Source organism: Segetibacter aerophilus, assembly GCF_007991655.1.
Lineage (GTDB): Bacteria > Bacteroidota > Bacteroidia > Chitinophagales > Chitinophagaceae > Segetibacter > Segetibacter aerophilus.
Map to the genome: position 1 here is coordinate 229,770 of NZ_BJYT01000006.1, position 21,042 is coordinate 250,811.

14 protein-coding genes and 1 tRNA gene are annotated in these 21,042 nt (G+C 40.9%); 14 read left to right on the forward strand and 1 reads right to left on the reverse strand.

Features of this window, described 5'->3' with window-relative positions:
* Window positions 1-173 precede the first annotated feature (173 nt).
* From tuf to SAE01_RS09820, 5 genes are all read left to right on the forward strand, one after another.
* Complete coding sequence (tuf, locus tag SAE01_RS09800) at window positions 174-1,361, forward strand: elongation factor Tu (protein WP_147203574.1); 1,188 nt, start codon at window positions 174-176, stop codon at window positions 1,359-1,361.
* 85 nt (window positions 1,362-1,446) lie between these two features.
* A tRNA-Trp gene (locus tag SAE01_RS09805) sits at window positions 1,447-1,520 on the forward strand.
* Between the two features lie 42 nt (window positions 1,521-1,562).
* A complete protein-coding gene (secE, locus tag SAE01_RS09810) occupies window positions 1,563-1,757 on the forward strand; it encodes a preprotein translocase subunit SecE (RefSeq protein ID WP_147203575.1) in 195 nt (64 codons plus the stop codon).
* Window positions 1,757-2,362: a transcription termination/antitermination protein NusG gene (nusG, locus tag SAE01_RS09815; protein ID WP_147203576.1), complete on the forward strand. Its 606-nt coding sequence runs from the start codon at window positions 1,757-1,759 to the stop codon at window positions 2,360-2,362. The genes secE and nusG overlap by 1 nt, the downstream gene beginning before the upstream one ends.
* Window positions 2,363-2,580: 218 nt before the next feature.
* Window positions 2,581-4,524 carry a T9SS type B sorting domain-containing protein gene (locus tag SAE01_RS09820; protein WP_147203577.1) on the forward strand — a complete coding sequence of 648 codons (1,944 nt, stop codon included), beginning with the start codon at window positions 2,581-2,583 and terminating at the stop codon, window positions 4,522-4,524.
* A gap of 68 nt (window positions 4,525-4,592) precedes the next feature.
* Here SAE01_RS09820 and SAE01_RS24445 read toward each other — a convergent pair whose 3' ends face one another.
* Window positions 4,593-4,769, reverse strand: a complete 177-nt coding sequence (locus SAE01_RS24445) for a hypothetical protein (protein WP_170234126.1) — start codon at window positions 4,767-4,769, stop codon at window positions 4,593-4,595.
* 438 nt (window positions 4,770-5,207) lie between these two features.
* On the opposite strand from SAE01_RS24445, the gene SAE01_RS09825 reads away from it, so the two are divergent.
* The 9 genes from SAE01_RS09825 (at window position 5,208) to SAE01_RS09865 (ending at window position 21,021) form a co-directional block, all read left to right on the forward strand.
* Window positions 5,208-5,675 carry a hypothetical protein gene (locus SAE01_RS09825; protein ID WP_147203578.1) on the forward strand — a complete coding sequence of 156 codons (468 nt, stop codon included), beginning with the start codon at window positions 5,208-5,210 and terminating at the stop codon, window positions 5,673-5,675.
* A 64-nt stretch (window positions 5,676-5,739) separates the two neighbouring features.
* The gene (locus SAE01_RS09830) at window positions 5,740-6,693 is read left to right on the forward strand and encodes a hypothetical protein (protein ID WP_147203579.1); all 954 of its coding nucleotides are present in this window, start codon (window positions 5,740-5,742) and stop codon (window positions 6,691-6,693) included.
* A 98-nt stretch (window positions 6,694-6,791) separates the two neighbouring features.
* Window positions 6,792-8,213: a PP2C family protein-serine/threonine phosphatase gene (locus tag SAE01_RS09835; protein ID WP_147203580.1), complete on the forward strand. Its 1,422-nt coding sequence runs from the start codon at window positions 6,792-6,794 to the stop codon at window positions 8,211-8,213.
* Between the two features lie 88 nt (window positions 8,214-8,301).
* Window positions 8,302-12,507: an FtsW/RodA/SpoVE family cell cycle protein gene (locus tag SAE01_RS09840; protein ID WP_246113197.1), complete on the forward strand. Its 4,206-nt coding sequence runs from the start codon at window positions 8,302-8,304 to the stop codon at window positions 12,505-12,507.
* A gap of 249 nt (window positions 12,508-12,756) precedes the next feature.
* Window positions 12,757-13,536 carry an FHA domain-containing protein gene (locus tag SAE01_RS09845; RefSeq protein WP_147203582.1) on the forward strand — a complete coding sequence of 260 codons (780 nt, stop codon included), beginning with the start codon at window positions 12,757-12,759 and terminating at the stop codon, window positions 13,534-13,536.
* Window positions 13,537-13,545: 9 nt separating this feature from the next.
* Complete coding sequence (locus tag SAE01_RS09850; protein ID WP_147203583.1) at window positions 13,546-15,309, forward strand: serine/threonine-protein kinase; 1,764 nt, start codon at window positions 13,546-13,548, stop codon at window positions 15,307-15,309.
* 81 nt (window positions 15,310-15,390) lie between these two features.
* Window positions 15,391-17,097 carry a serine/threonine-protein kinase gene (locus SAE01_RS09855; protein ID WP_147203584.1) on the forward strand — a complete coding sequence of 569 codons (1,707 nt, stop codon included), beginning with the start codon at window positions 15,391-15,393 and terminating at the stop codon, window positions 17,095-17,097.
* Between the two features lie 128 nt (window positions 17,098-17,225).
* Window positions 17,226-18,899 (forward strand): protein kinase domain-containing protein, encoded by a 1,674-nt coding sequence (locus SAE01_RS09860; RefSeq protein WP_147203585.1) that lies wholly within the window; start codon window positions 17,226-17,228, stop codon window positions 18,897-18,899.
* Between the two features lie 355 nt (window positions 18,900-19,254).
* Window positions 19,255-21,021: a DUF4331 domain-containing protein gene (locus SAE01_RS09865; protein WP_147203586.1), complete on the forward strand. Its 1,767-nt coding sequence runs from the start codon at window positions 19,255-19,257 to the stop codon at window positions 21,019-21,021.
* Window positions 21,022-21,042: the final 21 nt, after the last annotated feature.

Here is a 21,042-nt window from a genome sequence, read left to right on the forward strand (position 1 = left end):
TTCTTGACTTACTGACTTTGTTGATTATAACTATTAACTGTTTAAGAGTGCGACGCAGAATGATTAGTTACACCTTAACTGTTGGAAACAAAAAGAATAACAATAAAACCTTACATTCGCGCTCCGAAAGCAGGTTTAATATTTAAAAAAACCACAATCTAAAAACAAATAAAATGGCAAAAGAGAACTTCAAGAGGGATAAACCTCACGTTAACGTTGGTACCATTGGTCACGTTGACCACGGTAAAACAACTTTAACTGCCGCTATAACCGATATTTTGTCAAAAAGAGGTTTAGCGGAAAAAAAGAATTACGATGAAATCGACGGTGCACCTGAAGAAAAAGAAAGGGGTATTACAATTAATACTGCACACGTAGAATATGCAACTGCAACTCGTCACTATGCACACGTTGACTGTCCTGGTCACGCTGACTATGTAAAAAATATGATTACAGGTGCTGCTCAGATGGACGGTGCTATCCTTGTGGTGGCTGCTACTGACGGACCTATGCCTCAAACAAAAGAGCACATCCTTCTTGCACGCCAGGTAGGTGTACCTCAGATTGTGGTTTTCATGAACAAGGTTGACCTTGTTGATGATCCTGAATTGTTAGAGCTTGTTGAAATGGAAATTCGTGATTTGTTAAGCTCTTACGGTTTTGATGGTGACAACACTCCAATTATACAAGGTTCTGCTACCGGCGCTTTAGCTGGTGAAGACAAATGGGTTGCTAAAATTAACGAATTAATGGATGCTGTGGATAGCTATATTCCTCTTCCTCCTCGTCCGGTTGATCTTCCATTCCTAATGTCAGTTGAGGACGTATTCTCTATTACTGGTCGTGGTACTGTTGCTACCGGTCGTATTGAGCGTGGTGTAATTAAAGTAGGTGAGGCTATTGAAATCGTCGGTCTGATGGAAGCTCCTTTGTCTTCTACCGTTACAGGTGTTGAGATGTTCAAGAAGCTATTAGATCGCGGTGAGGCTGGGGACAACGCAGGTCTTTTATTACGTGGTATTGAGAAAACTCAAATCCGTCGTGGTATGGTACTTTGCGCTCCTAAAAGCATCACTCCGCACACTGAATTCAAAGGTGAGGTTTATGTACTTAGCAAAGAAGAAGGTGGACGTCATACTCCATTTTTCAACAAATACCGTCCTCAGTTCTACTTCCGTACTACAGACGTAACAGGAGAGTGTACTCTTCCTGAAGGAACTGAAATGGTTATGCCTGGTGATAATACCAATCTTACTGTTAAATTAATCCAGCCAATTGCGATGGAGAAAGGTCTTAAATTCGCTATTCGTGAAGGTGGACGTACAGTAGGTGCTGGTCAGGTTACTGAAATTCTAAAATAAACCACACTCCCTCAAGGGGCTTTGGAAACGGTTTTATATATTTACAAAGTACTTAGGCCGAAAGCTTAAGTACTTTGTTCTTAATACGGGAATAGTTCAACGGTAGAATAGAGGTCTCCAAAACCTTTGATCAGGGTTCGAATCCTTGTTCCCGTGCCAACGAATGGGAATTGCAAAATGTCAATTTTCTAAAGTAAACAAATGAATAAGATTTCAGCATACTTTCGGGACAGTTATACAGAGCTAACGGAGAAAGTTACATGGCCATCGTGGTTGCAGTTACAGCAATCTACAGTAATCGTATTGGTTGCAACAATTATAATCACAGCGCTAGTGTGGGTAATGGACTTTGCGTCTCAAAACTTATTGAAGGCTATTTACTCATTATTTAAGTAATGGAAGAAACAACATCAAATATAAATGCAGCTCCTCCTGCTGAACAGGAACTTACCAAATATTACGCGTTGCGTGTAGTAAGTGGTAAAGAGCGTAAGGTTAAGGAATATTTAGATAAGGAAGTAGTACGGAGCGGTTGGACGGAAACTATTAAACAAGTTTTCTTGCCCATGGAAAAGGTGTATAAAGTGCAGAACGGAAAGAAAGTAATGCGTGAGAAAAACCTGTATCCCGGTTATCTTTTTTTGGAAGCTTTTGAAGGCAAGCTTACCGATGACATGGTTCAGGTTATTAGTAATGTTAGTAATGTAATGCACTTTTTAACTGATGGTAAGGGCGCTAAGGGAAACATTATTTCTTTGCGTAAAAGCGAAGTAAATAAAATGCTCGGTAAAGTGGATGAGATGAACGACCAGGGCATTGTAATGAACGAACCTTTTATTGTAGGTGAAACTATTAAGATTATAGAAGGTCCTTTCAATGACTTTAATGGTGTAATAGAAGAGGTAAATGACGAGAAGAAAAAATTGAAAGTAACAGTAAAAATATTTGGACGATCTACACCTGTAGAATTGAACTATATGCAGGTTGAGAAACTTGGATAGTTTTTGAGAAATTTGTTAGATGAGCCACAGTTAATAGCTGTGGCTTTTTTGTGTGTTTTATTAAGGTTCTGCAGTTTTACAGTATTAAGTTTTTTGCCTTTAATTTCTTCAAACTAGCAAAGCCCGGCTACTCTTAGTTTTTCCATTGTAGTTTTTTTCGATTAAGCATTTACAACTATATTCATGTTTGAAGCACCTAAAGGGTATATTGATTTGAAATGATTGTAACAAAAACTTCTCTTTTATTTATCGTTCTGTTAGTATGCGTAAAACTACCTGCTCAACTTTGCCAAGGCAGTCTCGGTGACCCTATCGTCAATATCACTTTTGGAAGCGGTAGTAATCCAGGTCCGGTCCTTACCACCACTAAAAACTTAAACTTCTTTTATAATGATTGTCCTCAAGATGGTCTTTATACAGTAAGAAATAGTACGTCCCAGTGCCACTTCAATACATGGCATACCTTAAACAATGACCATACAGGTGATCCAAACGGATATTTTATGCTCATTAATGCTTCCCTGCAAAAAAGTGAGTTTTATGTTGATACCTTGAAGAGTTTGTGTCCAAATACAACTTATGAATTTGCTGCATGGATCACCAATGTTATACTTCCTTCCGCCTGTTCCGGAAATCCGAAAACACCCAACCTTACATTCAATATTGAAAAGACTGATGGAACAGTCTTACAAACCTATACTACAGGCGACATTGTTGCCACTCAAAGTCCAATATGGAAGCAATACGGGTCTTTCTTTACAACACCTGCAAACGTGACGAATGTTGTATTACGTCTTATCAATAATTCTGTTGGCGGCTGCGGAAACGACCTGGCAATTGATGACATTACATTTCGGCCATGCGGACCGCAACTAATCCCTTCAATTAAGGGGGTGTCTGATAATGTAAAAACTTTATGCGCCGGCGACAATACAGATGTAACTTTTGAATGCAAGGTTTCAGCGGGATATAGTAACCCTGCTTATATATGGCAACAAAGTAAAGATGGCGGTAGTACCTGGACAAACCTTCCGGGTGAAACCTCGAACACTATGACAAGAAGTTTCAACTCTACAACTGCAGCAGGTCAGTACTTGTACAGGCTGAGTGTGGGGGAGGCAAGTAATGCCGGCCTGGCAACTTGTAGGGTCGCTTCAAAGGCTCTTACTGTAAATATTAAGAGTAAGCCGGCAACTTCGATATCGAGCAATAGTCCTGCTTGCGAGGGGAGCAACATTTCTTTGTCTGCCACTGGTGGTGCATCAGGAACGCAATATGCGTGGTCTGGAGCAAACTCTTTTTCGTCTACGACGCAGAATGTATCTATTAGTAATGCACGTTCAATAAATGCTGGTAAGTATTATGTTCAGGTTACGAACTCGGACGGATGCAAACAACTAGACTCAACAACAGTGTCTGTTACGCCTGCTCCCATTGCAGCAGTTGGTTTTACAACCAAAACTATTTGCAAGGGTGACAGTGTTTTCTTGTCCAGTTCAGGAGGTACGTCTTATGCATGGTCACCCAATGTAAGTTTGTCGTCTGCTACAATCCCTAATCCTACAGCAAAGCCGGCAGATAGTACCGTCTATACTGTTGTAGTTTCAAACGATCAATCATGCAAAGACAGTGCAAGGGTAACCATTAATGTTTTACAGAAACCTGTCGCAGATGCGGGGCCAGACCAGGTGATGATTGAAGGCCAATCAGTACAATTAGACGGGAGTGTGACAGGTGGTAATACAGGCTTTACCTGGTATCCTTCTTTGTTTATTGATAATATAAATACACTTCATCCGGTTGTAAATCCTGCCGTTAGTACGAGTTATATTTTAACTGCAACTTCCAATAATGGATGTGGTAGTTCAAGCGATACCGCTTTTGTGCAGGTGTATAAAAATGTGATTGTACCAAACGCATTTTCACCAAATGGAGATGGCGTCAATGATACCTGGAATATAAAGGCGTTAGCGAGTTATGATAGCTACGAATTATCTGTCTTCAACAGGTATGGGCAAAAGGTTTTGAGCACTAAAAATTATAGTACTCCCTGGGATGGAACATTTAATGGAAAGCCTTTACCTGTTGGAACCTACTACTACTTGTTGGATTTACAGCTAGGACTGCCTAAGCTTAAAGGATATGTAGTAATTCTTAGATAAAATCTCCCACTGCCTTACAAATTGCTTTTGGTGCAATAGTAGTTTCAAAGATTTTCGGTACTATTTTTCTAAACAGCTAAATCTTCCTGGTAAAAGCCGTCAATTAAATTTTTCTTTTGAAGAAACTGAAGGATATCTGAAGCAGCAGCTTTGCTGTCGATTAGGAATCTTTCTTCCTGGTGTCGCGATCTTTCTATTATCTGCGCAATTTTTAACTGGATTTCCGATTGCTCGAGGTTTGACATTTTCTTTTGGATTTCGATTTTTTATGTAAGTAGTAATTAACGTAACTGTTTTTTAAATAGTATGAACAGGATAAGAATTTGCTTCTTTTAGTTGAATTTGTCTTTCTGTGGGTCAAAGGTTTAAACCTTTTGCAGCCAGTAATGGCGCTCATTTGAATGCAGAAAAAAATACAAATTGTACAAGGGTGTGACACAAAAATGTTCATAAATAGATAAAGTCGGCTCCAAAATTCTTCTAACCTACCAACACAAATTTCTGCACAGCTTTGAAAGTTTTTTAAAAGCTTTTTCCTCCTTAGTAAAAAGGGGCTGGGGCTTATAGGCGGCAGCGTTATTGAGAATAAAAAAGAACTTTAAAGTGCAGAATAGTTTAAGTAACGGCCTGAAACAAAATTGTTTATGGAATGGTCTTTGAATAGTTAAAGACAAAAAAGCAGTATGCTTGCAGGTGTGTATACGGGTAGGATTTTGAGCATTCTGTTATTTTTTAACGTGGCTTGTATTAGCAATAGAGCAAAGGAGCAACACCAGTATTATTATTACCCGCAGAAGAATGTGTATTATGACCCGGTGAAAAAGAATTTTTGGTATTCGTTGAATGGCGCCAGGAGTTGGAATAAATTTTCAGATAGCAACGCCGTAGAACCAGTAGCCTTAGGAGCAAAAGTTTTAATTAGTAGTACAGATAGCGAGGTGTATAAAAATAATGAGAGCCATCGAAAGCTATATTCCGGAGCATTGTTAGCTATAAATGTAACCGACACAACCGGCGCTTCTCCCGGACCGGAAGTAGCTGGACGTACAGTGGTTCAAAAGAAAAAGATAACTGCGCGAAAAAAGCCGGTCGAACAAAAACCCAAGAAGGGTTTAGGTAAATTTATTAATAAGATTTTTGGAAAGCATTGATAAAAAAAGAGCAATTTCATATTGTTCAACTGCTTTTGATGAACCTATAACTAAGACATTTTAAATGAAATCGAAAACGACGTTATGGCAACGTATGGGTTTACATGATTGGTTTCTTAAAAAAGAAGTAACCAGTGTTACACAACAAATTCCAACGCTAACTCCTGATGACGTATATAAGTATATCGTGCAGAAGTTTAACGAGTCAATTGCACAGCTATCTTTTGCCAACCGCGTTGTTTTTTTTCATGAATACATCATCTGTTTTAACCCTGCAGATTATAATCAGTTCATGGATAATAAGCGAGGCATTTTCGGACTGATCATCCAGGAGTCAGTCAAGCAATTTTATGATACCTTAAAAACCTATAGGCTGCAGGGCAAAACCGTGGAGCCTTCCAGTAATAAATGGGTTTTTAGGTTTGTTTCGCACCCGGATTATAAAAGAGGCGATAAAAGTTTTATTGGCAAATTACTTCCGGGCAGCAACGTACATAAGGAGGAGAATTTGAGGGTAACGTTTATTCCAAGACAAACGGGGATTGCCGAGACTTACGATATCAACGATGAGATTTTGAAAGGCTTTACATTCTATAGCGAAGGGTATTACGAAGTGCCATACCAGGAAGACCTTGTGTTGGATGAAAAGAAAATCATGAACTCCGAGACTTCTGTGTTGGCCCGTTTTGAAACGATTGTTCCAGACCGCGAATATGCAGGAAAGAAGATTGAGTTTTTGATGAAGGAGGAAGAAATAATTGTTACGGGAAAAGAAGAGCAACGGGATAATGCAAACATTTTTAAAATTCCATCTGATTGGGTAAATGCCCCTCACCTGCGAATTCGTTTCGATAAAAACAATGGAAAATTTTTTCTTGCTTCTTTTGGAGAAAAGACAATATTGAATGAAAACGAAGTTAAGCTCAGTGACATGCAAAACATTACGTGGGTAGAGCTGCCACTAAACTCGCGGATCGTTTTAAACGGAATAGTCGGTATCAACATTTTTAAATCTTAGATGAATGGTCAGTTCAGTATTATCTATCACCTTATTAGTCATCTGCATTCTGCTGCTTGTTGCAAACTTCAGGGATATAAAAAATACACACAATAACAATGGCTGAAAATTATTTTGGAATAACCGACACCGGTAAAATGCGGACTAACAATGAAGACACCTTCATTGCCCAACCCGTCTTAAATGATCAATTTATTGCTGCCTGTGTAATTGATGGAGTAGGAGGCTACGAAGGTGGCGAGGTTGCGGCCCGACTTGCGCATGATGCCATACTGGAACGCTTTGGAGGTAAATCGGATGACTATATAAAACTGATGAAAGATGCGATAGCTGCTGCAAACGAAGCTATCTATACTGAGAAGAAGGTCAGCAGGGCAAATGAGCAAATGGCATGTGTGCTTACAGTAGCGCTGGCAGATATTCCAAATAATAAATTTTACTATTGTCATGTCGGTGACACCCGGCTTTATCTGTTTCGAGACAACTCGCTGGTAAAAATTACGCGAGATCATTCTTTTGTTGGTTTTCTGGAGGATAGTGGTCGGTTGTCTGAAGAGGCAGCTATGCGTCATCCAAAACGCAATGAGATTAATAAAGCTTTGGGCTTTGATGCCGCCATTAAGGGCGACGATTATATAGAAACAGGCGAATCTCCTTTTCTTCCGGGTGATACTATTCTTTTATGTAGCGACGGACTTTCTGATATGATCGGCAATAGTGCTATAACCGCTATTTTAGGTACAACCAAAAGCCTTTCTTTTAAAGCCAAAGCACTGGTGGATGCTGCTAACGAAGCTGGGGGAAAAGACAACATTACTGTTGTGCTTGTTCAAAATAACAAAAGTCCTTTAAAGCAGATTGCGACCAAGCCGGCAGTCAGTTTAAAAAAAAATGAAAGCCAGGACGGCTATGATGTTTTGAAAGAGTCCAATTCCAACTCGCACGAAAAAACAGTTTTGAAAAATAAAAAGAGAAGGAGCATAATTCCTTTCCTCATCTTTCTATCCATTTTAATCGTTGCAGCTTTTCTATGGATAATATATTCAAACTATAAAAATAAGCGAGCCCACGAGGAAGAGCTAAAAAACGCTGTTGTTGTAAAAGAGCGAAATCCCGAAGAACAAAAGTTTATTGACAGTATTAATGGAAATACGACCAAGGAAGTTTTTGTGCTTAATACTCCTGAAACTACGTCCATCACTATAACAGATTCTATTCCCGTTACAAACGATTCTTTGCATATTATCGGTAACGGCGTAACGCTCATTAGTGACTCTACCTACAAAGGGCCTGCGTTTATAATGTCACCCGGTTCAAGGTATCTTCTACTTGATAGCCTGACCCTTGAAAATTTTGATATAGGAGTTCTCACAAGAACCTCAGGACTACATCTGAAAAACGTACAGTTTAAAAACTGTCGCGTTCCGGTTCAGTATAACTTTTTGTTTAAAGATCGTCCTGTCATCAATGGTCGTTTTGCTGACACTGTTTTTTACAATTCAAATTCAATACACCTATAATAACTACTGATTTAAGATGGTTTCCAATACCTCCCGTTTTGGTTCAAGAAATGTCGAGCGCCTCTTTTTATTTCTGCTAAGCATCGTAATGTTAGTGCTATTTTACCAGTTGTTTACAGTGTTGAAAAATGACCAGGCTGACGTTCAAAAACGACTTGCAAACGGAACGATGATGAACCTGAACGATAGTAAACCTGGCGAGCGAATAAAAATATTGCTTCAGAAAGGTTTTTATTTTAGTGATAAAAGAGACATTGACTTCATTGGCAAGGTGGTCGAAAACGGCAAAAGAAATCTCCCGGATGTAATTGATAACATTGGTGAATTAAATAAGAGCAACTTTAATGTCAACTCAGAGGCTGCTTACGCTCAAGGAGGGGAAGTATTTAGAAGAAGGGTTCAGGTGGAAAGAGCTTTGCTTGGTTTTTCGGATGAAGACTCTGCGCTCTTTCAACAGGAGCGAAGAAAACCGGTTCAACTTCCCTCTGTCAATAGTTTGAACATGGGGAGTGGGTCGATAAACGGAGTAGTTCAAAAAGGAGAAAAAATACCGGTGCAAGGTGTCCTGGTGCGGTTGCAGGTTATCTTGCCAGAGGATAGTTTGTACAGCGAGAATGTAGGAGACGTAGAACAAAGAATTGCCGTAAATACAAAAGGCGTACGAAGAGTATTTGTAGTAGACTCCTTGCACCACAGGCAACTACAGTCGCTTACAGCTTTTGCAAGAACGGATGCAAACGGTCATTTCTCTTTTACAGGTTTACCTGCTAACCGGTCATTCGCTGTTTTACCTCTTCAGCCTGGTTATGAATTTGGCCGCTCTCAAGGAGTTGAAAATTTAGAAGATAACGAGGAGTTTACTTTTGTCCAGGCTCCAAATACCATTAAGCTTTTTTCAAACCGCGATTTTAGCAACTTGAAAAAAGAGCGATCTTTTATTGTTCGCACTCCGGGCGAAGCAGCAAGGTGGTTTTGGATAATTGTAGGATGTTTCATTGTATCGTTCTGGCTGCTTCACCTGCTTTTATCTTTCAGGTTTCCCCAGGCCGACCAACTTATTCTGCCGGTAATGATGATTTTGACGGGGTTATCATTTGTCACGTTATTCAGTTTACAAGATCCATTGCGAGACCGCTTCTTCTCAAAAAGCACCCTTTTTTATTTTGAAGGCGGGATTTTAGGAATCGTTGTCTTAATGCTCTTTAACCTTCGGTACTTTACAACCGACTCGCTGATTTACCGCTTATTTGTTTTTAAAGGAAATCGTAAGGCGGCCAACGGATGGCCATGGGCTGTGGTAGCAATGGGTTTATTACTTCTTACCATCATTTTTGGAACAGGCCCGGAAGGCAGCGGAGTAAAAGTGAACCTTTTTGGCTTTCAACCAAGCGAAATTGTCAAGTACTTAGTTATTATGTTTTTGGCAGGTTTTTTTGCAGCGAACGAAAAATTCATTTCAGAATACACCTCTTTAAACAAACGCTTTTACTTTTTCTTCTTTGCCCTGTTTGCTATTCTTACAACTATATTCTTATTTCTTATACTTGGTGATCTCGGCCCTGCGATGGTTTGCTGTTTTACTTTCATCATTCTCTTTTCTTTCTCTCGGGGAGATTTTGCAGATATGGTAGGGGCCGTAGTAGTATATGTGCTTTCAATCTGGCTCAGTAAAAACGTATGGATAGGAACGGCTATTACTGCAGCTACTCTCACACTGTATACCCTTTTCAAAAGAAGACAGTTAAGCGAATCTGCAGTGATGGCTTTGGTTGTTATTGCGGGCTTTTTGCTCCTTGATCAAATTCCTTATTTAGACAAACTAATCCCTGGCCCGGTTCATAGGTTAACCGATAGAAAAGCAATCTGGCAAAATGCATGGAACAATGAAGTGTTCGGTGGCGACCAGGTAGCAAACGGTATCTGGGCCATGTCGAGTGGGGGAGTCACAGGGCAGGGTGTGGGAGAAGGTTTTGCCAAAACTATTCCTGAAGCGCATACAGATATGATACTTCCATCAATGGGTGAGGAGTTTGGATGGGCAGGAATTATCTGCATATTTATTCTTTTTCTTATTTACCTACATCGCTCCTTCATAATTGGTCGACAGACGGGAACTCCTTTTCTATTTTATGTCTGTGCGGGAATTGGGGTAAGCACATTTGTACAGTTTTTACTAATTGCCGGTGGTTCAACCGGTGCCTTGCCGCTTTCAGGAGTTGCGTTGCCCTTTATGAGCTACGGAGGATCGTCCCTGCTTTGCAATATGCTTGCGGCCGGCTTTTTATTATCCGCTTCGCATCTGCAAGGGTCTGCAGTTCAAATGAAGTTCATCACGCGCCAGCAGGATAAAAACCTAATGCCTGCTCTTGTTGCTGCTTGCGTTGGGATCGTGTTGTTAGGCGTAAATGTGTCAAAATATTTGTTTAATAATAAGAGGTGGGTCGTTGAACCTGCATTGGTTGCTGATAGGTCCGGAGCAAGAATGTTTAGCTATAATCCGCGGATTTCTATTCTCATGAGTAAGTTACAGGCAGGTAATCTTCTTGATCGAAAAGGATTGATACTTGCTACCAGCCACCAGGATCAAATAAACAAACAGTACGACTCACTGCTGTCAGTGGGCATTCCAAAAGAAAACCTGGAGGCTTTTGCCTACAAGCGTCTCGACCGGTATTATCCTTTCGGAGAGCAAATGTTTTTTTGGACAGGTGATGCTAATACCGGTGTTTTTAACGGCTCAACGAATGGTTATTTTGCGGAGTACGAACATGCAGCTGAGTTGAGAGGTTTTCCAACCCCCACTTCCAAATTCCAGGTAAGTGCTACCCGGTTTAAAGAAGATAGATTTTTACCACGAACGTCTACCGAGATGACTGTTAACCGACGTGATTATGGGGCAATTGCACCACTGCTATTAGCAGGAATTAATAGCCCTGAAGTAGCAGCCTTCAAACAGAGAAACAGGGACGTACAGTTGACAATGGATGCAGGCCTGCAAACCCATTTGAATAGGATTTTGGCCACGGATGATAGTGTGAGGATCAAAAGGGTTTCAGTAGTCATTATGGAAGACAATACAGGCGATGTACTTGCCTCTGCTTCGTATCCCTTACCGCCCGTAAACGATTGGGATCGCCTTACACTTACAGAGGGGGAATTAAACAGGCTACCCGGATGGAACTTGAACAGCGATATTGGTTTCACTTATGCAACCCAGCCGGGGTCTACTGCAAAATTGGTAACTGCGTTGGCAGCTTTTAATAAATTAGGAGAAAAAGCAGCTACCAAAACAATTCGTGTATTGCCACAGGATCTTATACGGATCAAAAGTGCAGAGCCTGATGAAGCTGGAAATATTTCGATCGAAAGGGCGATTGTAAAATCCAACAACTCTTTTTTTATAAGACTTGCAAACGAAGAACATCTGCAGGAAGAAATGGGAACGCTGTATTTGCAAACCGGGATGTTTCTACATGGAGTCGGAGGTTATTTCTACGAGAGCGAACCGAACAACAACGATCAGCAAAACACATGGCGCGAGCTGTGGCGAAAGACAGAATTTAGGAGTGCAAAAAGTTATAACCCAAACAACATAAAGCGCACACGTGGTAAAGGTATCTCGGGTATGGCCTGGGGACAGGGAGAATTAATCGCAACTCCTGCGGCGGTTGCAAGAGTTGCTTCAGGGATTGCTAATAATGGAATGTTGGTTCCTAACCGGTATGTCTTAAGCATAAGCGGAGTACAAACACCTGTGAAACCTGGAGTGGCGATAGCAAAGAGCCCTGAATTTGCAGCTTACATGACCGATTATATGTTGAAACAGAGTGCTGGAAAAGCAGAGCGGTTAAAGTTAAATGTGGCAGGAAAAACGGGAACGCCGGAAAGGATCTGGAAAAGCGAAAGAATTAACGATGGCTGGTATGTCTTTTTTGCCCCAAAAGCAAAAGGCCCGGGGCATATTGTTACTTGTATCAGGCTGGAGGCTGCGAAAGGTTCAAGTGAAGCTGTTAGACTTGCAGGCACTTATGTTGTCCCTGCTTTGGTTGAAAGAGGCTACATTAAAAGTTTTGAAAACAATCAAAATCAGCGTATCGCTCCCGCTGCGCCGGTCGCGCAAGTGGCTGAACAAGATCAGGCAGAGAATAACGGCGACGACAACGAGGCGTTGCCAGACAGCCAGGCCCAGCAATTATTGGTAAATAAGAAATCTGCAGGTAAAAAGTCTCAACCTGTAAAACCGGCTGTCACGGTAAAAAAGCCTGACGAGGAGCCTGGCGACACCGCTCAATAAAGATGAAAAGTACAAGGGAGCGTCGCAAGAAAAGTTAAATAGTAGTACAGGTGTTTGTCGCAAAAAAAATTGCTTGATACTTTGAATATATTGCCTCGTCTTTTTTGTTGTAGGCATAACCCACATTGATGTAAAAAACCAAGGATGTACATTGCAACAAGAACCACATACAAGAGTACATTTTAGTACACCTTTTGTGCTTTTTCAATATTCTATAAAATTTCATTTAAAGTAAAACCAGCCGATAAAATGTTCGACATATTTAAGAGCCGCCCAACAGATATAAAGGGAATTCGTGCTTCTTTGCTCCAGTTTATAAAAGAACAGTTTCAGAAAGTTGAAGGTGGAGAGGGCTCAAATATCAAGGGGCTTTGCCTTTACATAAATTGTTCTGACGAAGAAAAACATTTGTATGAAGGAGCAGTATATGCAGATGAAGAAAACCGGTTTAAAGAAGAAGAAGTACAAAGGATAGCCGATGATTATGCGATCGCGCTTCCTGCGTCGTGGACTTTTCAAATAGAGTTCGTCGATGAAATTCCTGTTGAAGCATTAAAGGCTCCTGGGTTAAATGCGGGTTTATTTATATCGACAAAGAAAAAACCAAAAGTTTCGCAGGATGCAACGGCATACATAAGAGTACTGGTTGGTGAAGCTGAAAAAGAGGTTTATACTATTTCTTCGTCCCGTGGTAAAATAAATATAGGGCGCGAAAAAAGAGCGCAAACTGCAGACGGATTTATGAGGGAAAATCACATTGCTTTTCCTGATAACAGCAAAGATGAGAGTAACCGATCAGTGAGCCGCCAACATGCACATATAGAATGGGATGCAGAAAATGCTGCCTTTTATTTATATGCAGACGAAGGGGGAATACCACCTAACAACAAAATGAAAGTAAGAACAGAGGGAGGCGTACCTATAAAATTGCAGACTACCGAAATAGGTCATCGGCTGCAGGAGGGCGACCAAATAATATTAGGAGAGTCGGCACTATTGGAATTCAGAACTTCTCCCGTTGATAATTAAGAATAATTAATGGCAAGGGTTTTTACAATAACACCAGGTTTAGAAAATATGGGTGGCCTTAAAACAGGAGGCCAGGGTTCGATCTATAAAGGAAGAAGAATAGGAGAAATTATAACTGCGGTGAAAATCCTGCCTACTCCTATTTATAGTGAAACAGGTGACGATGCTAATTATTCAGCTTTTAAAAATGAGGTAGCAAAGCTTAAAAAGGTCAACGAAATTTCAAATCCCAACGTCGTCAAGATCTTAAGTTCAGGACTTTCTGAGCAAGGCAATTTCCCTTTCATTGAAATGGAATACATAGAAGGTCCTGACCTAGAGGAGATACTTCATACTCCCGACCATTCCGTTTTTACAATCAATGAGGCTTTAAAAGTTGCCGAGCAATTATCAAATGCAATCGCCCATTGCCATAGAATGGATGTGAGGCATGGGGATATAAAAAGTAATAATGTAAAATATAATACGGCTTCGGGTAATTATATCCTGCTTGATTTCGGACTGGCAATGATGTCTGATGAAGAAAGGCGAAGCAATATTGATAGGCTAGGTGCGATAGAATTTATGGCTCCTGAACAGAATTCCGGGCAGATGTTGTTTCAGACCGACGTCTATAGTTTTGGCGTTGTTCTATTCGAGCTACTTGCGGGTACAGTTCCATTTCCATTGAAAGATAAAGGAGAGACTGCGCGTAACGAAGTAAGGCTTGCCCATATGACATCTCCTGTTCCTAACTTGTTAGAATTAAGGAAAGCAGCGTTACCATCAACCTGGAGTACAGAAAAAAAAGCGCGTGAAATACAGGTGCCTGGGTGGGTAATAAAGATGATCGAAAAATGTGTCGAGAAAAAACCTGAGAAACGCTTTCTAAACGGGGGCGAACTATACAACTTTATCATTCAACAACTCACCTCAAGGCCGGCTACTCCTGCTGCCGGGGCAAAGACGGTATCTATTAAGCCCCTGGCAAAACAAGATTTTATTGTATATCATCAACAACTAAAAAAGCAGCTTTCTCAATACCAAAAGGAATTAACCGAAAAAGAGAGTGAATTGGCGGAATTAAAAGTACTGTTGGGTGGAGAGGAAAATGCAAACGGTACAGGCGAAACGAAGAGGATGGGTACACCTAAAAAGAATAGGGTGTCAAGTGCTTCGTTTGTTGCATTACTGTTTTTAACTCTTGGCTTAGGTGCTTTTGCTATGTACCCGATTATCAAAAACAGTTTTTTTGCGGGCAAGGCTAAGACGGGTGGTGCAACTGAACCGATAAATACTCCGACGGAAGAAAAAGCGATCTCGGAACCAGTATTTAGGGAGAAGAAAGACGCATCGAAAAAGAACGAAGAAACTATGGTGCGATTGGGCGATGAAGACTCCGCAAGCGCGAACGGCAGCAATGGTTTACACGATCAACCGGAAACGAACGATGCCTCTACGGTTGATGGAACAAATGAACGTTCCGCTAATGCTGCCAATGCTGCTAATCGAACGGCTGACCAAAATGATCAATCTGCAAACGGTGATGAAGACAGTTATACCAAACCAGGAAAAGTCTCAAAAAAATATGCTGTGGTTGCTAAGGCTTATTTCTATAACCAGCCCAATGAAGACACGAAGCGTGATGAATTTATAAGTCCCGAGGAAAAAGCTGTAGTTCTTGCTTTGAATGAAAGGTATGGTTTTATATATGTAGTAATTACGACGCCGGAGGGTCAGGTATTTAAGGGATGGTTACGTAAGAGAGATGTGAAACTGTATGCTGACGAGTAATCTCATAGATTTAAAGTAAAAAATTGCACTACTTCATCCACATCTCTTAAAAATGTGGATGGCAAAACCAGGTACAAATAAATGGCAAAGGTCTTTACAATAGCACCAGGTTTAGAAAATATGGGCGCCCTAAGAAGCGGTGGCCAGGGATCGGTATATAAAGGAAGAAGAGTTGGAGAAATCATTACGGCTATCAAATTATTGCCTACTCCAATTTATAGCGAGAGCGAGGATGATAAAAATTATCGGGATTTTCAGAATGAGGTGCAGAAATTAAAAAAGGTTAACGAAGAGCCCAATCCTAATGTAGTCAAGATTCTTAGTTTCGGTTTATCTGAAACCGGAAACTTTCCTTTTATTGAGATGGCCTATATCGAGGGGCCTGACCTCGAGGAATTATTAAAACCTCCTCACGACCCGATCTTTTCTGTAAAAGAAGTAATAAAAGTCGCAGAGCAGTTGTCCAATGCTTTGTCGCACTGCCACAGACTTGATGTAAGGCACGGAGACATTAAAAGCAATAATGTAAAATATAACCTTCATACAGGAAACTACGTATTGCTCGATTTTGGACTTGCCATCATGTCTGATGAACAGCGTCGGACAAGCCTGAGAAGGGCAGGTGCAGTAGAATTTATGGCGCCGGAACAGAATGAAGGGTTGATGCTTTTTCATACAGATGTCTACAGTTTTGGGGTAGTAATATTTGAACTGTTAGCAGGCCGCGTACCTTTTCCTTTGGAGGATAAAGGCGAGACTGCAAGGAACAACGTGCGTTTGTCACATCTCGAGACTCCGCCTCCCGATGTACTTGCTCTAAGAAGAGAAAATTTACCCGCGAGTTGGACTGCGGAGAAGAAAGAAAGGGAGATGTCGGTGCCTGATTGGCTGGTTACGCTCATTTACAAATGCCTCGAAAAAAGGCCCGAAGACCGGTTTAAAAACGGGATGGAGCTGCATGAATTTATTGCCCACAATAGTATTCATGCCGGTCCTAATATCGATCCTGTTCAAACCGCTGCATTGCAGGAGGAAAGTGAGAGGCTGCAAAAAGAAAGCGATCAGCTTCAACGTCAACTTTTGCAGTATAAGGATCAGCTAAGCATCAGGGACAAGGAGTTAAGCGAACTCAGGTCGATATTGAAAAGAAGGGAAAGTGAGTTGCAAAATGTAGCGGAAACAGATCAAAATGGTGGAGGATCCAGGGGCGTATCAAGAACAGCTTTCCTTGCATTGCTTCTGCTCACCATCGGACTTGCTGCATTTTCTGCGTATACACTGATGAAAAAGAACGGTTTGGTAAATAAGCAAAGTGCTACTACAGATAGTACTGTTACAATTGATAGTAAAGATACAGGGAACACTACACTAATGCCAAGCCCCATTAAGACTTCAACGCAAAGAAGAAAAGACTCTTTATCCCGCGTAAAGCATATTGCTGATTCTATAAAACGGGTAAATAAGAAGCGGTTAATGCAGGCTGACTCAAGTATTAATGAGGATACAAATGATAACGGTCAGGACAATAATGGCGATGATAGCAAAGAGCAAACTGATCCGCCAACTGCCACTAATAAGTTTGGAAGATATAAAGCTGCCTCAATTGCTTATTTCTACAACGAGCCTGACGAGGATACCAAGCGGGAAGGTGTATTTATTAATAAATGGAATGCGCCTGTAACCGCTTCAGATGATATGAACGGGTTTATTTATGTGGTATATACCAATGAAAAGAAGCAGACGACCCGCGGTTGGCTGCTAAAAAAAGACTTGGTACGAGTGAAGTAACATCGAAGCAAACCCTTTATTGTTGCAATAAAATTTTCGTTTAGGTGAGCAGTGAACGACTCTTCTCCACCTTTCACCGGGAAATGCTGTCTTAATATTACTTGCAAGGTCAAAATTAAAAATTATAGATGGCTAAGGTGTTTACGATAACTGAGGGTTTGGAAAATATGGGGGCAATAAAAACCGGCGGCCAGGGATCAGTTTACAAAGGCCGGAGGTTTGGTGAAATCATTACAGCTATCAAAATACTACCTACACCTATTTCGAGCGAAAGTGAGGAAGATAAGAATTATACTGCTTTTCAAAATGAGGTTCAAAAACTTAAAAAGGTAAATGAGGACGCAAATCCAAATGTTGTAAAAATTCTTAATTCCGGCATAACCGACTCCGGAAACTTTCCATTTATCGAAATGGAGTATATCGAGGGACCCGATTTGGAAGAGTTATTGCAGCCGCCTCATCCCCGCTTATTCACGTTAAAAGAAATTCTGAAGGTGGCAGATCAGCTTTCTTGCGCTTTGGCTCACTGCCACAAGGTGGGTGTAAGACATGGTGATATTAAAAGCAATAATGTAAAATTCAACACAAAGACCGGCAACTATGTTTTGCTTGATTTCGGTTTGGCAATGATGTCAGATGAACAGCGAAGAACGAGCTTACGTCATGCCGGTGCTATTGAATTTATGGCTCCTGAACAGAACGAAGGCGCCATGCTTTTTCAAACAGACGTTTACAGCTTTGGGGTGATATTATTTGAGCTTCTTGCCGGCTCTGTTCCATTTCCTTTAAACAATAAAAGCGAGACTGCACGGAATGCAGTAATGATAGCTCACCAGGAAGCACCACCTCCTGATGCACTCAACCTTCGCCGCCAATCGCTACCCCATAATTGGAATGACGAAAAGAAAGAGCAGGAAATGAATGTGCCGGATTGGCTTATTACAATGATTTATAAATGTCTTGAGAAAAAGCCTGAGAACCGGTTTACTAACGGCATGGAGTTGCACGAATATGCATGGCAAAACCACGTGCGAACCGCTAACAGCAATCAACTGACGCACGAACGTATTGCATTTCTTGAGAATGAGAACAACAGGTTACGCAAGGAAAGAGAACATTTGCAACAGCAGCTATTAAAATTTCAACACCGTGAAACTAGCAGAAATAGCAATAGTTCAGTTACTAAAGGATTAACTGGAAACACCGAAGTAACGAGAAATAAAATTGCTAACTCCCCTGTCAATAGCAGCTCTGCTTATACCAAGTATGGCCTTTTATTTCTTATATTTTTGCTCGTAGGCACCGCCATTATTTATTTTTTATCTACTGGTAAGAAAGATCAACCGGACACTAATGCGAGGGTTAATTCTCCTTTAGCTAGTCCAACTACTGAACCTCCGGGAATTCGAGGACAACTACAGAATGCGAAACAATTTTTGACAGAAGGAAAAATGGCCGAAGCCTTCATCATTTATGGTACTTTGTCTCGGCAACAGGTACCTGAAGCAATGTATTTTTATGGCAAACTAGCGCTGCAGAATAAGAACGCAAACTTAGGATGTGCTGAAGCTTTTGAACTACTTAAAAAGGCGAGTGATAAAGGTTATGCTCCTGCAAAACGAACCCTGGGTTTTTTATACTCTTTTGCAGACGACAAAGAAATACTCTCCCAGGGTAACTATTTCGAACGATGCACTTTTCGCAAAGACGTTGCAAAAGGGTCTACACTATTGATGGAAGCGACGCTACAAGGAGACACAACTGCAAGCAGGCTTTTAAATATGCTTACTGCAAGCCGTTGAACTTATATGCTAATTTTAAGACCATCACAGCTATTACTTCCTCTTCATGTAATTCATACCCCGCGGTGGACTGGCATTTTTTTCGCACCGTCTTTTTGGTTTTACAGAAAAAACAGCTTAAAACATTCATTCCTTTTCGCGGGTAATAATCACTTAGGCATTATCGTCCCATGTTAACTGTTTGAAAAACAGCGAGCAAGATGACATGAAGAATTGTTAGAAAAAAAAGTTAAAACTTTTTGACTTTTTTAAAACTATAGCGATCAACTCTCCGTATCTACCGATTGCTTACCCGATTTATTTGGATTCCTTTTAGTCACGTCCCTCAAATTTTTTAATTAAAAAATTTTTAGTTATGAGAAAAAAAATTATACACTTTAAAGGTTGGAAACTATGCCTGGTGCTAGCCATGATAGTATGTCTTTCAACCAACGTAAAAGCTTCCTCACATCGGGAAGCGCCTTTAATTGCGTTTGACCCACTAGTTGACAACACCGATGTTTACGCTTTCCGTAGTCCCGATGATCCAAACACGGTGACTATTATTGCCAACTATATTCCTCTCGAATTACCTGAAGGGGGACCCAACTACTACAACTTTGGACAAAACATTCGCTACGAAATCCACATTAAGAATAAAGCGACCACAACGACCGATGATATCACCTATCGTTTCACTTTTTCTTTGGTAAACGAAGATCCTACCACATTCTTCAATATTCGTTTGGGTAAGCAAAATCAGAAAACAACTTATACCTGTGAAAAGAGTGTAAATGGCGGTGCTTTCATAGCCATCGTTACCAACGGGGTAGTACCTCCACCGAACATTGGCCCTATCTCAATTGAAAATGCCGTTGGACTAGGGCAACCTAGCTATGAGAGTATTATGACTTCTGCTATTGCGACCACTGCAAATAATGAAAAAGTGTTTTGTGGTCCTGTAGATGATCCCTTTTTTGTTGATTTAGCAGGTGTAATGGATCTTGGAAACTTCAGGCCTGAAGGCAACACGGTAAATCCTCCTAAAGACAAACTGGCCCGTTTCAATGTACACAGTATTGCTCTAAAAATACCTATTGCGCTTTTGCAGAAAGATGGTAAGAGCGTTGATATGGCGTCCAACATATTGGACCCAGATTTCGTAATTGGTGTGTGGGCAAGTGCAAGCAGGCAACAAGTGAAAACGCTTGCCGCCGATGGAACACTGAGTTACAGCGGCAATTGGGTGCAGGTATCACGTTTAGGGATGCCATTAACCAATGAGGCAGTTATTCCTTTAGGAATGAAAGATAAATGGAACACTATTCCTTCAAACGCTTCAGGTGAAGGGCAATTTGCTCCTTATTTTAAGAATCCCGAATTGGCTCTTTACATGGACGGCTCACAATTCGGAAATGCTGTTCCAGCTTTAAATGGATTAAGGATACAGTCGAAATCCCTGGGAATGTTTGATTTTAGAAATGGCAAACCAGGATTATTTCCTGTAAGAGGTACACCGGCTGTCGCCGGAACTGCCTTTGCCGAATCAGCAAATGGCGGTTTTGCCGAGCTTTTGCTCCCGGATAATACAAGTCCACGAGCGGTGGATCTACTTCCTATCTTTTTAACAGGTGTCCCTAACGTGAGACCCTACCAACTAGCTACAGGAAAGAATGGAGATCCATTAGCTGCAGGAAAACCATTTATACATAATTTCCTCCCCACGATTGGTGACATGTTAAGGCTTAATATGGCCGTACCTGTTACTCCCCGAAATAGTGCTGATTTTAGTTCTTTAGGATTGGTAAAAGCTGCCGTTCTTGGTTTAACAGACCCACGTTTTAATTCTCCTGGTCTGCAGGCAATTCCTAATATGGATGGTTTTCCAAATGGTCGCAGGCTCGAGGACGATGTAACAACCATAGAATTGCAAGCTGTTGGCGGTGTAGTACTTGCTGCTATTGGTCTTTGGTACGATGACTATACACCGGGAAGTTCACCTTCTCCCGTTACAACCAGCTTAGGTAATGTACTCTCCTTTAATGCAGGTGTTACTGCGAATGATACTACATTAAAAGCTTCGTTCCCTTACGAGCAAACTCCGTGGAGAGGCTACGATTACACTTTAAAACCAAGGTTCTAATAAAACAATAAAAAGAAGTTT